The sequence below is a fragment of the Pseudomonas putida genome (genome assembly GCF_001976065.1).
GTDB classification, from domain to species: Bacteria; Pseudomonadota; Gammaproteobacteria; order Pseudomonadales; family Pseudomonadaceae; genus Aquipseudomonas; species Aquipseudomonas serbica.
Genome location: NZ_MNAH01000001.1, coordinates 1,037,364 through 1,051,549, shown reverse-complemented (window position 1 = coordinate 1,051,549; position 14,186 = coordinate 1,037,364). Strand labels below are relative to the sequence as shown.

Annotated in this window: 9 protein-coding genes and 1 pseudogene; 2 read left to right on the top strand and 8 right to left on the bottom strand. The window is 57.2% G+C overall.

Going from position 1 to position 14,186, the window contains the following annotated elements; translation table 11 throughout:
- Positions 1–118: 118 nt before the first annotated feature.
- Positions 119–1,557 (top strand): annotated as a pseudogene (locus tag BKX96_RS04890) (tyrosine-type recombinase/integrase).
- Positions 1,558–1,654: 97 nt separating this feature from the next.
- On the opposite strand, the gene ydiJ reads toward BKX96_RS04890, so the two are convergent.
- The 6 genes from ydiJ to BKX96_RS04860 form a co-directional block, all read right to left on the bottom strand.
- On the bottom strand, positions 1,655–4,687 hold the full coding sequence (gene ydiJ, locus BKX96_RS04885; protein WP_077182913.1) for a D-2-hydroxyglutarate dehydrogenase YdiJ: 3,033 nt from the start codon (positions 4,685–4,687) through the stop codon (positions 1,655–1,657).
- 103 nt (positions 4,688–4,790) lie between these two features.
- Positions 4,791–5,507 (bottom strand): ABC transporter ATP-binding protein, encoded by a 717-nt coding sequence (locus BKX96_RS04880; protein ID WP_077182912.1) that lies wholly within the window; start codon positions 5,505–5,507, stop codon positions 4,791–4,793.
- 2 nt (positions 5,508–5,509) lie between these two features.
- Positions 5,510–6,283 (bottom strand): ABC transporter ATP-binding protein, encoded by a 774-nt coding sequence (locus BKX96_RS04875; protein WP_077182911.1) that lies wholly within the window; start codon positions 6,281–6,283, stop codon positions 5,510–5,512.
- Positions 6,280–7,524, bottom strand: coding sequence for an ABC transporter permease subunit (locus BKX96_RS04870; protein WP_077182910.1), 1,245 nt, complete (start codon positions 7,522–7,524; stop codon positions 6,280–6,282). Before BKX96_RS04870 ends, BKX96_RS04875 begins: the two co-directional genes overlap by 4 nt.
- Before the next feature lie 11 nt (positions 7,525–7,535).
- Positions 7,536–8,474, bottom strand: coding sequence for a branched-chain amino acid ABC transporter permease (locus BKX96_RS04865; protein WP_077182909.1), 939 nt, complete (start codon positions 8,472–8,474; stop codon positions 7,536–7,538).
- A 145-nt stretch (positions 8,475–8,619) separates the two neighbouring features.
- The gene (locus BKX96_RS04860; protein WP_077182908.1) at positions 8,620–9,768 is read right to left on the bottom strand and encodes a branched-chain amino acid ABC transporter substrate-binding protein; all 1,149 of its coding nucleotides are present in this window, start codon (positions 9,766–9,768) and stop codon (positions 8,620–8,622) included.
- A gap of 365 nt (positions 9,769–10,133) precedes the next feature.
- Here BKX96_RS04860 and BKX96_RS04855 point away from each other — a divergent pair, with 365 nt between their 5' ends.
- Positions 10,134–10,940, top strand: a complete 807-nt coding sequence (locus BKX96_RS04855; RefSeq protein ID WP_256721382.1) for a FadR/GntR family transcriptional regulator — start codon at positions 10,134–10,136, stop codon at positions 10,938–10,940.
- 24 nt (positions 10,941–10,964) lie between these two features.
- On the opposite strand, the gene BKX96_RS04850 is transcribed toward BKX96_RS04855, so the two are convergent.
- A complete protein-coding gene (locus BKX96_RS04850) occupies positions 10,965–12,416 on the bottom strand; it encodes an NAD-dependent succinate-semialdehyde dehydrogenase (protein WP_077182906.1) in 1,452 nt (483 codons plus the stop codon).
- 69 nt (positions 12,417–12,485) lie between these two features.
- Positions 12,486–14,174: a thiamine pyrophosphate-binding protein gene (locus BKX96_RS04845; protein ID WP_077182905.1), complete on the bottom strand. Its 1,689-nt coding sequence runs from the start codon at positions 14,172–14,174 to the stop codon at positions 12,486–12,488.
- Positions 14,175–14,186 lie beyond the last annotated feature (12 nt).

The following is a 14,186-nucleotide window of genomic DNA, read 5'->3' as shown; positions in this document are numbered from 1 at the left end:
GGATTTTTCTAAGCGAGTATTTACTTCAGTTCCAGCGGTGTTCTGCTCTACGAGAATCCAGTAACGCCCACCAAGAGCCGACGTTTTTGTGGGGGTAAAAGTAGGGGGAACCCATTTTATGGCCAAAATCACCATCAAAGAACTCGAATCACTGACCGCCAACGATGCCGGCCGAATCCTCAGGGAGGATGGCAATCTGGCCGGTCGAATCTCCGTGCGTAAGGACGGTGTGTCGGTCAGCTTTTTCTATCGTTATCGCTGGGCGAGCAGAACAAAGAGTACGCCTGCGGATCCTGGCCGCGCAAATCCCTGACGGACATCCGCAAGGCCCGCAACCAGGCCCGCGCGCTCATCGATGAGCAGATCAATCCCAACGAACAGAAGAAAACCGCCAAGGCACAGGCATACGCCGCGGCTAACGTAGAGGCCGAACAAATAAAAACGACGAAGGTGCAAACGCTGACCGTCCAGGATCTGGCCAAGGCTTGGCTGGTGGATGGCGTCGCGCGCAAAGACGGCAATGCCGAGTTACAGCGTCGTTTTAATAAGGACCTATTCCCGGCGCTTGGCAAGACAGCGGTGAGCAGTGTGTCCGAACACAATATTCGGGCGCTGATCCGCACCGTCGTCAACCGCGGCGCTCACCGACAAGCCATCAGCTTCTTCGCCGACCTTACCCAGATGTTCAGCTGGGCCAGAAAACGTCAGCCCTGGCGGGCCTTATTGATCGAGGGCGATCCGACGGAACTGGTCGACATCTCCCCATTGATCCCTGCCGACTACGAAGCGGAAAGAAGCCGCATCCTTTCCCCGGCGGAGCTGTTAGAACTGCACAACCGCTTCCAGCAAATGACCGCCGATTACGACGCCCTCCCCGCCGGGCAAAAGTACGAAGGCATTCGGCCATTGAAAAAAGAAACTCAACTCGCGCTCTGGATCAGCCTGGGCACGCTGTGCCGAATTGGCGAGTTGCTCCAGGCCGAATGGAAAAATGTCGATTTGGACCGACAGACGTGGTTCCTCCCCAGCGAAAACGTCAAAGGCACCCGGGGCAAAAAACAAGACCACCATGTCTTCCTCTCACCCTTCGCCCTGCATTTCTTTCAGGAACTCAGGACCCTCACAGGAGATTCCCAGTGGTGTTTTCCGAACAAACAGGATGATCAGCATGTGGATGTGAAGGTGGTGAGCAAACAGGTCGGTGATCGCCACGCCCGGTTCAAAAACCGCAAGGCCCTGTCCAGGTGGCGTCATGACGATACCCTGGTGCTTGCCGACGGCCAGCACGGCAACTGGACACCGCATGACCTGCGCCGTACCGGCGCAACCATGATGCAAGCCTTAGGCGTTAGCCTGGACGTCATCGATCGCTGCCAAAACCATGTGCTGGCCGGCTCGCGGGTGAGGCGCCACTACCTGCATCACGACTATGCCGAAGAGAAAAAACACGCCTGGCATCTGCTGGGCGATCGACTCAGTGCCGTGTTGTCCTCAACCTACGAGCATCTACCAACCGAGTCGATGATGTCTTTTCCCGCGTACACCGCCACTGAATAAATTCCACACCCATGAAACAGACTCATTGTTTCGCACATTGCCGAGCGCTTGTGCCGGATCGATCCCGAGCCGTTGTAACCAGCAGAAATCCTCCAACTTAAATATTCCGATACAGCTCCAGCAAAACCTCCAACGGGTGCCTCAAGGCTCTGTCAGAAAGGCGCTTAACTTGGCTACGACACGAGTAGCCGGTAGCAAGCGGCTCACCTGGCATCTCCTCAGCAAGCTTTCGCTTCCATGACTGGTCGAAAATAACCCGCGATGTCTCCTGATTACGTGATTCATGACCATAGGTACCGGACATGCCACAGCATCCCGTCGCTTCAACAATAAGCTCCAGGTTCATACGCCGGAAGACTTCAATCCACTGCTTGCTGCTCGCAGGCACATTGGTCTTCTCTGTACAGTGAGCCAGTAATCGAAATGTTCCAGGCACCTTGCTAATAGGAGCTTCCGTTATACAAGCCAGCAGCCACTCCTGAGGCAACTCGACCATGGGAGCCTTCATCAGCCCCGGCACTTTTGAATACTCCTGGCGATATACCAATGTCATCGCAGGATCCAGGCCAACCAGACGCACACCCGAGTCACTCAAGGCCTGGAGTTGACCGGCATTACGTATAGCCGCTTTGTTGAATGCCGAAAGAAACCCCTGCACATGAAGCGGCTTGCCATTGGGGCTGTACGGCGCCAAAAAGACCTGGTACCCCATGCGTGTCGCGAGCTCGATAAACGAGGCCAACAGAGGTGTTTCGAAATACCGGGTAAACGCGTCCTGTACAATCACCACGCTTCGACTGAGTTCAGTTGGGCTTAAAGCTACCAATCGTGCTGGCGTTGCTGGCTGTACATTCCAACGTTTCGCAACAGTGTTGAAGTCAAATCGACTGATCAGCGGACTATCCACCATGCCAACGTGTATGGCGAGCCAACGCTTCACAAGCGATGCACTCATCAGCGCGTTGTAAAAGGCAGGAGTTCTGGCGAAGTAAGGAATGCTGTACTCAAGCGACCCAATCAGATAGTCACGCAAAGGACGCAGATATCGCCCGTGATAAAGCTCCAGAAACCGTGAGCGAAACTCGGGAACATTGACCTTGATCGGACACTGGCCCGCGCAGGATTTACAGGCGAGGCAGCCAGCCATGGCGTCATATACTTCATGGGAGAAGTCGAGGTTCCCTTCTCGCTGAGCCCGGCTGTTGCGCCAACGCTGGGGCAAGCCTCTGAGAAAATGTGGCCGCCGTAGAGACGCTGAAATTACGTCGACACCTTCATTGCCTTGCAGGCGCAGCCATTCACGAATCAGTGACGCACGACCTTTCGGTGAGTCCTGTCGCCGTCGGGTGGCCTTCCAGGATGGACACATGGCATCGTTCGGATCGTAGTTGTAGCAAGCGCCATTGCCATTGCAATGCACTGCAGACTCATAGCTGTTCCAGACGCGCTCGTCTATTTGTCGATCCAGGTCGCCTCGCATGACGGCCTCATCGATCTTGAGCAACGTCTCGGGACTGTTCAGCGGCGTGGCGATTTTTCCGGGATTGAATTGATTGTGGGGATCGAAGGCCGACTTTACCGCCTGCAAGGAAGGATAAAGCTCACCAAAAAATGCCGGAGCGTATTCGGAGCGAATGCCTTTTCCGTGTTCTCCCCAAAGCAAGCCGCCAAAACGCTGGGTCAGCGCTGCCACGCCATCGGAAATCGGACGAACCAATGCAGCCTGTCGAGGATCCTTCATATCCAACGCGGGGCGCACATGCAGCACACCGGCGTCGACATGGCCAAACATTCCATACTGCAAGCCATAACCATCGAGCAGCGCGCGAAACTCGGCGATGTAGTCCGCAAGATTCTCGGGCGGTACCGCCGTATCTTCTACAAAAGGCTGAGGCCGAATCTCGCCCTGTACATTACCCAACAATCCGACCGAACGTTTACGCATGGCATAGACTTGCTTAACGGCCTCTTCACCCTGAGCCAGGGTAAACCCCAGACGTTCCACAGTTTTATCTGCACGTAAATGCTCAATGAATGCAGCTACCCGGCCCTCGACTTCCGATATGTCATCACCACAGAACTCCACCAGGTTGATACCCAGTGTCTGCCGATCAGGATCTTGTGGAAAATACTCGGCAACGCTGTGCCAGACGATGTCCTGCATGGCCAGCATCAACACTTTGGAGTCGACAGTCTCGATCGACAGTGGCTTGTGCTCGATCAACGAGCGCGCATCCCGCAGCGCATCCATGAAACTGGCGTAGCGAACATTCACCAGCACCGAGTATTCGGGAATGGGCAACACATTCAGAACGGCCTCGACCACAAAGCCCAGTGAACCTTCGGCGCCACACAACACGCTGTTGAGGTTAAAACGCCCATCATCATCTCTAATATGCGCCAGGTCATAGCCTGTAAGGCAGCGGTTGAGTTTAGGGAACCGGGCTTCTATCAGATCTGCTTTGTCGGCATGAATCCCCCGTACGACCCGGTGAACCTGGCCAACCCGATCGCCGCGAGCGCATTCTCGCTCCAGTTCATCCTCGCTCAAGGGGCGAGAATGAAGAGTTTCACCACCAAGCAGAATGCTGTGCAACTCAAGCACATGATCCCGGGTCTTGCCGTAGGTGCAGCTGCCTTGCCCACTGGCATCAGTGTTGACCATCCCGCCAATCGTTGCCCGGTTGGAAGTTGAAAGTTCCGGGGCGAAAAACAGCCCGTAAGGCTTGAGCGCCGCATTGAGCTGGTCTTTTACAACGCCCGCCTGGACCCGGACACGCCTGTTTTGCGGGTTGATTTCCAGGATCTTGTTCATGTGTCGCGAAAGATCTACCACGATCCCGTCGGTCAGTGACTGCCCGTTGGTGCCCGTCCCTCCTCCCCTTGCCGTGAGCTTTATCCCTCGGTGAGTAGCCGCAGACATAAGCCGCGCCACGCAAGCCACATCGTCTTGATCCAAAGGAAAAATAACGGCTTGGGGCAAGCGCTGGTAAATCGAGTTGTCCGTCGCCAGTACGGTGCGACTGGCGTAATCCGTGCCCACCTCGCCCTTGAATCCATTGGTTTTCAAAGCCGCAAGAAATTCACTGTAGTCAGCTGTGGTCAGGCTCGGCGGGAGCAGGGCAATCATTGGAGAGGACTCACGAAGACGGGGCATAAGCCAACCACCCCAGCACAAGGGCTGCCTGCGCTGAAGTGGATGACATCCGATGGCTTTTCGGCATGTGTACGAATTACTCGCCGAGGTAGGCTTTCTGTACTTGTTCGTTGTGCAGCAGTTCGTCCGCTTGCCCTTCGAGGGCAATGCGACCACCGTCGATCACGTACGCGCGCTGACAGGTCTGGAGGGCAAGTTTCGCGTTCTGCTCCACCAGCAACAGAGTGACCCCCCCCTTCACAACTTCACGAATAGTCTCGAAGATTTTTTGCACGATGATCGGCGCGAGCCCCATGGAAGGCTCATCGAGAAGCAGCAGTTTGGGTTTGCCCATCAACGCCCTGGATATCGCCAGCATCTGTTGCTCTCCGCCGGACATGGTGCCCGCCAGTTGGAATGCCCGTTCCTTGAGCCTGGGAAATATGCTGAACATGCGTTCGATATCGGCTTCGATGGCTGTCTTGCCATCGGTTCGAGAAAAAGCGCCCATTTCAAGATTTTCATAGACCGTCAGCTTGGGGAAAATGCCCCGCCCTTCTGGTACAAGCGCCAAGCCTTCGCGTATCAAATCGAAGCTTTTGATCTTCGAGTGGGCTTTGCCATCGAACGTAATTTTTCCTGCCGTCGGTGTCAGCAGTCCGGCAAGAGTCTTGAGCGTCGTGGTTTTACCAGCACCGTTGGCACCGATCAGGGCAACCATCTCACCCTCGCCCACATGGAAGTCCAGCCCCTTGATGGCCTGGATAGCACCATAAGAAACCTTGAGATCGTTTACCTGAAGGATATTTTTCATGCTCAAGCCACCGTCTCAGTGCCCAGATAAGCCTCGATCACCCGAGGGTCTTTTTGTACCTGCGCAGGCAGGCCGTCAGCGATTTTCTTGCCAAACTCCAGCACCGTGACGTGATCGCACAGGCCCATGACCAGCTTCACGTCATGCTCGATCAGCAGCACCGTCTTGCCATCGCCCTTCATCTTGCACATCAACTGCCGCAAGCCTTCGGTTTCCGAAGCGTTCATGCCGGCTGCCGGCTCATCGAGGGCGACCAGTAGCGGTTCGGTGGCCAGGGCCCGGGCAATCTCCAGGCGACGCTGATCACCGTAGGACAGGTTTTTTGCCAGCTCGCCGGCAAATCGCCCAATGCCGACATAGTCAAGCCAGTAGCGCGCCGCTTCATGGATCTCGCGCTCCTCCTGAACACAGCGACGGGTACGTAAAATAGCGCCGAACACTCCGCTTTTTGTCCGCACATGACGACCGATCATGACGTTCTCCAACGCCGTCATGTTGTGAAACAGACGAATGTTCTGGAAGGTGCGGGAGATGCCAGCCTCCACCACTTTATGGGGCTTGCTGATGCGCAGCGGCTTGCCGTTGAAATCCACTTTGCCTTCCTCGGCGCGGTAGAGGCCAGTCAATACGTTGAACAGCGTCGTCTTACCCGCACCGTTCGGGCCGAGCAGGCCGCGGATTTCACCGCGTTTGATACTCAAATCGATGCCATGCAGCGCTTGTAGCCCACCAAAAAACTTGCTGACTTTACGCAGTTCCAGCAGTACGTCGCTCATACCTTATTCACCTCTTTGAGCCTGAACTCGGCTGTCGCGGATTCCAGATGTTCTACATTGCTCTCCAGCGCAGGGGCCGGGACCAGTGCCTCGCTTTCGTCTTCATGCAACTCGGCACGGCGACGGCTCGATGGCCACAGCCCCTCGGGGCGGAAGCGCATGACGAGGATCAAGGCAAGACCGAATACCAACATCCGCAACGTTGAAGCATCGAGGATATTGCGTAGCACTTCGCGACTGATGAAGGTCACGTTATCCATAATGAACGGCTGCACCCAGTTGACTAGGTCGCGGAATACCTCGGGCATGATTGACAGAATCAACGCGCCCAGCACCACGCCGCGGATCGACCCCATTCCCCCCAGCACCACCATCGCCAGGACCATGATCGATTCCATCAGCGTGAAGGACTCGGGACTGACAAAACCCTGATAGGCGGAAAAGAGCGCACCGGAAACCCCACCGAAGGTCGCACCCATGGCAAAGGCCAGCAGTTTCAAGTTGCGTTTGTTCAGGCCCATGGCCTCGGCTGCTACTTCGTCCTCGCGCAACGCCATCCAGGCACGACCGATGCGCGACACCTCCAGGCGCTTGGACAGGATGATCGAAAGGACCACCACTGCCAGGAAGAACAGGTAGTAGCTGATGACCGGCGAAACCTGCAGACCGAACAGGCTCCACTTGGACTGCAACGACAAGATGGCCTCAGGTGCGTGGCCACTGGCGTAACTCCAGGCGCCAGCATCGATGTGCAAGGGTGCAATGCCGGAAATCCCCTGCGGACCGTTGGTGATGTTCACCGGTTGGTCGAGGTTGTTCATGAAGATCCGGATGATTTCACCAAAGCCAAGCGTGACGATAGCCAGGTAGTCACCGCGCAACTTGAGCACCGGTGCGCCGATTAATACCCCGCATATCGCGGCAATGACGGCGGCCAGCGGGATGATGATCCACAGCGGCCAGTTCAGGACCCCCTCCGCCAACCCCGCCATGTTCAGGTGCGGGGAGGAAAGCAGCGCATACAAATAGGCACCAATGGCGTAGAAGCCTATGTAGCCCATGTCCAGCAGACCGGCGTAGCCAATCACGATGTTCAGCCCCAGCGCCAAAAGCACATAGAGCATAGCGAAGCCGAGGATGCGTACCCAGGTTGGTCCGAGGAACGGAATGGCGTCGACCACGAAAGGCAACGCAATGAAGGCAAGTAGGAGCAGCGCGTATTGAGCGTAATGGTTCTTCATGGCAGAGCCTCCTATGCGCGGTCAGCCTGGCGCTCGCCCATCAGGCCGTTAGGCCGGAAGAGCAAGACCATGATGAGTACCATGAAGGCGAAGATGTCCTGGTAATTCGCGCCGAGGAATCCACCCGTCAGGTGGCCGGTGTAACCTGCGGCGAGTGACTCTATCAGCCCCAGCAAGATACCCCCCGCCATCGCGCCGAAGAGGTTGCCTATGCCGCCCAGTACCGCCGCCGAAAAGGCCTTGAGACCCAGCAGCAAACCCATGTAGGCATCGGCCTGGCCATAGTTGACCGCGCGCATGACACCGGCTATGGCACCCAACGATGCGCCGATAACGAAGGTGGCTGAAATCACCCGATTGATGTTGATACCCATCAAACCTGCGACTTCCTGGTTCTGCGCCGTGGCCCGCATGGCCTTGCCGAGACGGGTCTTGTCCACCAGCACCCATAGGGCAAACATGATGACGACCGAGATGATCATGATGCTCATCTGGATGTTGGTAATGGTGGCGCCGAACACTTCGACAGGCCGGGTTTCCACGACCTCGGGAAAGGTCTTGTACCCTCGCCCCCAGATCATCATCGCCAGGTTCTGTAGAAAAATGGAAATGCCGATCGCCAGGATAAGGGGTGTCAGGCGCGGGGCCTTGCGCAACGGTCGGTAGGCGAATTTCTCCATACCTTGTGCCATCAGCATGCAGACGACAGCCGCAATCATGATTGCAAACATAAGCGTCAGTACGCCTGGTGCAAATCCAAACCCTGCCAGCATGGTCAGCACCGAAATCGTCACCATCGCACCGACCATGACGATCTCGCCATGGGCGAAGTTGATCAGGCCAATGATGCCGTAAACCATGGTGTAGCCCAGCGCCACAAGGGCGTAGATACTGCCGAGCACCAGACCATTGAGGATCTGCTGCAACAAGATACTAAGATTGGCGTCCACTTGGTGAATCCTCAAAGCTGCGTTGTATTCACCGGCGATCTCTTACGAGAGCACGCGATGAAACTCATGGCAGATCAGAAAAAAGTCTTCTTGTTGTTGTCGCGGGCCGTGGCGGCCCGCTTATCGTTCTGGGTGTTGCAAAGACTTACTCGCGTTCGACAGCCAGGGTTTTCCATTTGCCATCTTCAAACTGGAAAATTGTTGCCGCTGCGTTTTTCAGGTTGCCGGACTCGTCAAATGCGATGGTCCCGGTGACACCGTCATAGCTGGAGCTTTTCAGCACAGGCAGGTAAACGGCAGGGTCATCCGATTGCGCCTTGACCATTGCATTGATCGCAGCCCAAGTGGCGTCGTAGGCAGCCGGCGATGACTGCACCACACCCATGCCATATTTATCCTTGAGTTTTTGCTCGAAAGCGGCGCCCTTTGGCATTTCCTGCAGAGGCGTGCCGTAGTTCCAGGCGTAAGCACCTTCAGCCGCACTGCCGGCCATTTTCTTGAACTCGTCATTCGGCAGGTTGCCGATGTTCATGAACTTGGCCTTGATGCCCAGGTTTTTCATCTGCTTGGCCATCGGTGCGGCCTGATAATCCAGGGCGGCAAAGAACACCGCGTCCACTTGCTGCGCTTTTGCCGTGGTCAAAATGGCATTGAAATCGGTGGCTTTGTCATTGGTGTATTCACGCACCACGACATTGCCGCCAGCGGCCTTGACCGCCTTGTTCACTTCATCCGCCAACCCTTGGCCATACGCGGTGCGGTCATCAAAGATCGCAATGCGTTTGGCGCCGAGTTTGTTGACCAGGTAGTTACCGGCATAACGACCCAAGGTCGCATCGTCATTGACCACGCGGAAAACCGACTTGATGCCTTGCTTGGTCAACGCCGGGTTGGTGGCAGATGGCGAGATTTGCGGGATACCCGCATCGCCGTAGATTTTTGAAGCAGGAATACTGGTACCGGAGTTGTAGTGACCGATCACCACGGCCACCTTGGCATCGACCAGGCGTTGGGCGACTGCAGTGCCGGTGCGCGGGTCAGCCACATCGTCCTCGGAAACCAGCTTGAATTCTGCCACCTTGTCGCCAATTTTCAGCTTTTGCTGGTTAGCCTCTTCGATGGCGATGCTGACGCCATGCTCGACATCCAGCCCCTGGTGGCCGGACGGCCCGGTCAGTGGGCCAGCGAAGCCGATCCGGACCTGCTCGGTGTCCGCCGCGGTGGCGATCCCGACACTCAGTGCTGAAGCCATGGCCGCAGCGAGTGCTGTGAAGATCAGGTTGTGTTTACGCATATACCCCTCCCAGAAATCATCGGACAAACGAATTGCGCACGTTGGCGTGCAAGTCTTCTTTTCCACGCCCGGAGCCCTGTCACGGCAACCAGACCTTCTTCGGGACAATCTCACTGCATTGTGCAGTCACCAGCGGCGACCGCACTTGTAAGATAACAGTCAGCAGGCAACTGTCAATTGGTATATGCTAGGCGTCAGCGAAAATGAGAAAGAAGAATTTCAGGAGGGCAAAAAAATGCACACATCCGACGCACGCCCATCGCTGAGATGGGACGATCGCACCATGTGAGGTCAGTTGTTTGATAACATATAGGAAGCGGTCAACTGGCCGGATCATCGGCCTTTTGATGAAATAAACAGAGACTTTGCATTTATTTGACGAGGTCCATTCAACTGTTCAACCATTCATCTTCCGTGATGAGCAACCATGTTCAGGAGCTACAAAAATGGACGCGACAACTGGTACGCGCAGGGAAAATCTTGCAGAGACGGTTATCCGTGAACTGTCCAATCGCATTGATATAGGCACTTACGGCCCTGGTGAGAAACTGCCATCCGAACAGGCGTTGTGCAAAGAATTCAACGTCAGCCGGCCGGTCATCCGCGAGGCAGTCGCTTCGCTGCGCTTGGGCGGTCGCCTGATTGCACGTCAAGGCGTGGGTGTGTTTGTTGTCGAGCAGGACGTGAAGCGCATCGGCTATGCGCTCAGCACTGCTGTAGATGATGTACGCGCCGCAGCACAAATACTGGAGCTGCGCCTGGGCATTGAAACCGAATCCGTGGCGCGCGCCGCCGAACGCCGCAGCCCGACCAGCATGGCCGATATTACCCAGGCTTTTGATCGCTTCAATGCATTGGATGGCACTGATCTGGAAGAAGAGGCCAAGGCCGATTTCGAGTTTCACCTGGCCATCGCCCGGGCAACCAACAATCCTCATTTCACCCAGCTTCTAGAGGCGTTGGGGCCGGACATCATTTTTGACCTGCACCTCAAACATGGGCAATCCACAGGCAAAAGCCGTCAGGCACACATCAAGAAAATCGGCCGTGAACACGGCGCGATTCTTTCGGCGATCACCATGGGCGATATCAACGGCGCCCGCAACGCACTGCGCAAGCACCTGGAAGAAAGCCTGTCGCGCTATCAACGCCTGGTACAGAGCGGAGAGTGATCTCCGCCCTGCCGTTCCATTCCGTCAGCCAAGCCCAAGGCACAGGTACTTGATCTCGACGTAATCCTCGATGCCGTAGCGTGATCCTTCACGGCCGAGCCCCGAAGACTTGACCCCGCCAAAGGGTGCAACCTCGGTTGCCAGCACGCCCACATTAACACCGACCATGCCGTATTCCAGAGCCTCTGACACCCGCCAAACCCGCCCAAGATCACGGGCATAGAGGTAACAGGCCAGGCCGAACTCCGTGGCGTTGGCCAGGGCAACTACTTCGTTTTCGCTGCTGAAGCGGAATAACGGCGCCACCGGCCCGAAGATTTCCTCCTGGGCCACACGCATATCAGCCGTCACGTCGGCCAGCAAAGTCGGTTCATAGAAAGCACCACCCAAGGCGTGAGGCTTGCCGCCCGCCACGACTCGCGCCCCGGCTTCCCGGGCTGCGACCACCAATGCCTCGACACCCGCCAGCGCCTTGGCGTCGATCATCGGGCCGACTTCGACGCCCGCTTGAGTGCCCTCGCCCACCACCAGGCTTTTGATCCGCGCGGCGAATTTCTCGACGAAGCGATCGTAGATGCCATCCTGGATAAAGAAGCGGTTGGCGCACACACAGGTCTGCCCGGCGTTACGGAATTTGGCGATCAGCGCACCCTCGACCGCAGCGTCGAGATCGGCGTCGTCAAACACGATGAAAGGCGCGTTGCCACCCAGTTCCATGGTGACTTTCTTGACGGTGGCGGCGCACTGCTCCAGCAGCTTGATGCCGATCGGCGTGGATCCGGTGAACGACAGTTTGCGTACGATCGGGCTGGACGTGAGCTCGCCGCCAATCGCGGCGGAGTCACCGGTGATCACACTCAATACGCCTCGGGGAATACCCGCTCGCTCTGCCAGTACACACAGTGCCAGCGCGCTGAAAGGCGTTTGTGACGCAGGTTTAAGCACCAGCGTGCAACCCGCCGCCAACGCCGGCGCCGCCTTGCGAGTGATCATCGCCGCCGGGAAGTTCCACGGCGTAATCGCAGCACAGACACCGATGGGTTCCTTGGTCACGATCAGGCGTCGATCGGCATGGGGCGACGGGATAACATCGCCATATATGCGCTTACCCTCCTCCGCGTACCACTCGACATAAGCGGCAGCGAAGGCGATTTCTCCGCGCGCCTCGGCCAGGGGCTTGCCTTGTTCAGCGGTCATGATCTGCGCCAGATCCTGCTGGTGATTCATGATTTCGCGAAACCAGGCTTGCAGGCGCGACGCACGTTCCTTGGCGGTGAGCGCCCTCCAGGCGGGCAGCGCAGCTTGTGCAGCGTCAACCGCACGGCGGGTTTCACTATCGCCCATACGCGGTACACGCCCTATCACCTCACCGGTAGCCGGGTTGGTGACGTCGATGGTTTGGGCATTGTCAGCCGCCACCCATTGACCATCGATGTAGCAAAATTCACGCAGCAGTTCAGGATCGGCAAGTCTCATGATGAGGTGCTCGTATAAATTGAAGGCAAAAAAAAGGCGGGACGATCAATCCGTCCCGCCCGAGGTCAATCAGCGCGAAGCGAGGGCTTTTTCGCGTATCTGGCTCAAGGTCATTCGCGGCGTCAACGCTTCCGGATCGACCTGGATCTCGATCAGGGCCGGCTTGTGCGAATCGACACACCGCTCGAACGCATCGGCGAACTGTTCGGTTGCCACGACCGTCTCGGCATGGAAGCCATAGGAACGGGCCAACATGGCGAAATCCGGGTTGTGCAGTTCGGTTCCGGAAACACGACCCGGATAGCTGCGCTCCTGGTGCATGCGAATGGTGCCGTACATGCCGTTATTGACCACGATTACCACCAGACGAGCGTCGTAGTTTGCGGCCGTCGCCAGCTCCTGACCGTTCATGAGGAAGCAACCGTCACCGGCAAATGCCACAACCATGCGCTCAGGTGCAGTGATCTTGGCCGCCACCGCCGCTGGAACTCCGTAACCCATCGAGCCATTGGTTGGCCCTAGTAGCGTACGGAAGGTGCGGTGTTGATAGCCGCGGTGCACCCAGCCGGTGTAGTTGCCCGCCCCGCAGGTAATGATACTGTCGTGAGGCAAGCGATCATTCAGCCAGGCGATGACTTCGCTCATCTGCACCGGTCCCGGTGAGGCCGGGCAATCGAAGTTAGCGCGATAGCCGCGGTTGAGTTGCGCTGTCCAGTCCGCTAACCCTTGCGGATTGACGACTGGCAAAGCCGCCACCTGCGCTGCGAAGGTTTTCATTCCGGCATTGATCGCCAGGGTGGGTTGATAAACCCGACCCAGCTCTTCAATCCCCGGGTGCACGTGAACCAGCTTTTGCTTCGGCACCGGGATATTGACCAGCGAATAGCCACCTGTAGTCATCTCACCCAGACGCGCGCCGATCACCAATAACAGATCCGAGTTTTTTACCGCCTCGACCAACTCGGGCCCCGCCGCCAGACCGAGGTCACCGGCGTAATTAGGCAGCGTATTGTTGAACAGGTCCTGACAGCGGAACGACGCCGCCACCGGCAGGTTCTGTTTCTCAATGAATTCGCGGATGTCACTCACCGCTTCCGCGCTCCAACCACCACCACCGAGTACCACCAGCGGACGCTGTGCCTGGCCGATCAGGCTTTGCAGTTGCTCAAGCGCAGCCGGTGAAGCCGCCGGCTCGATGGACTGTGCCGGGCCGGCATCGGCTACATCCACCAGGTCTGTCAGCATGTCTTCCGGCAGCGCCACGACGACCGGACCAGGTCGACCGTTAGTGGCGCGATGAAAGGCCTGGCTCAGCAGCTCCGGCAAGCGCGCGGCGTCATCAACTTCAACAACCCACTTGGCCATTTGACCAAACATGCGGCGATAGTCGATCTCCTGGAAAGCCTCACGCTCGACCTGATCCCGAGCCACCTGGCCGATGAACAGGATCATTGGCGTGGAGTCCTGGAACGCAGTGTGCACGCCCACAGAAGCATTGGTGGCGCCAGGGCCACGGGTCACGAAACAGATACCCGGCTTGCCCATCAGCTTGCCGTAGGCCTCGGCCATGTAAGCCGCACCGCCCTCCTGTCGGCAGACGATCAGCTCGATATCGTCCTTGGCATCGTGCAGTGCATCGAGCACCGCCAGATAACTTTCGCCCGGCACACAGAAAGCGCGCTCGACGCCGTTGATGCGCAAGGCATCGACCAACACCTGTCCACCGGTGCGGGTCGCTTTGGAATTGTTGTTAGTCATCAGTGTTCTCCA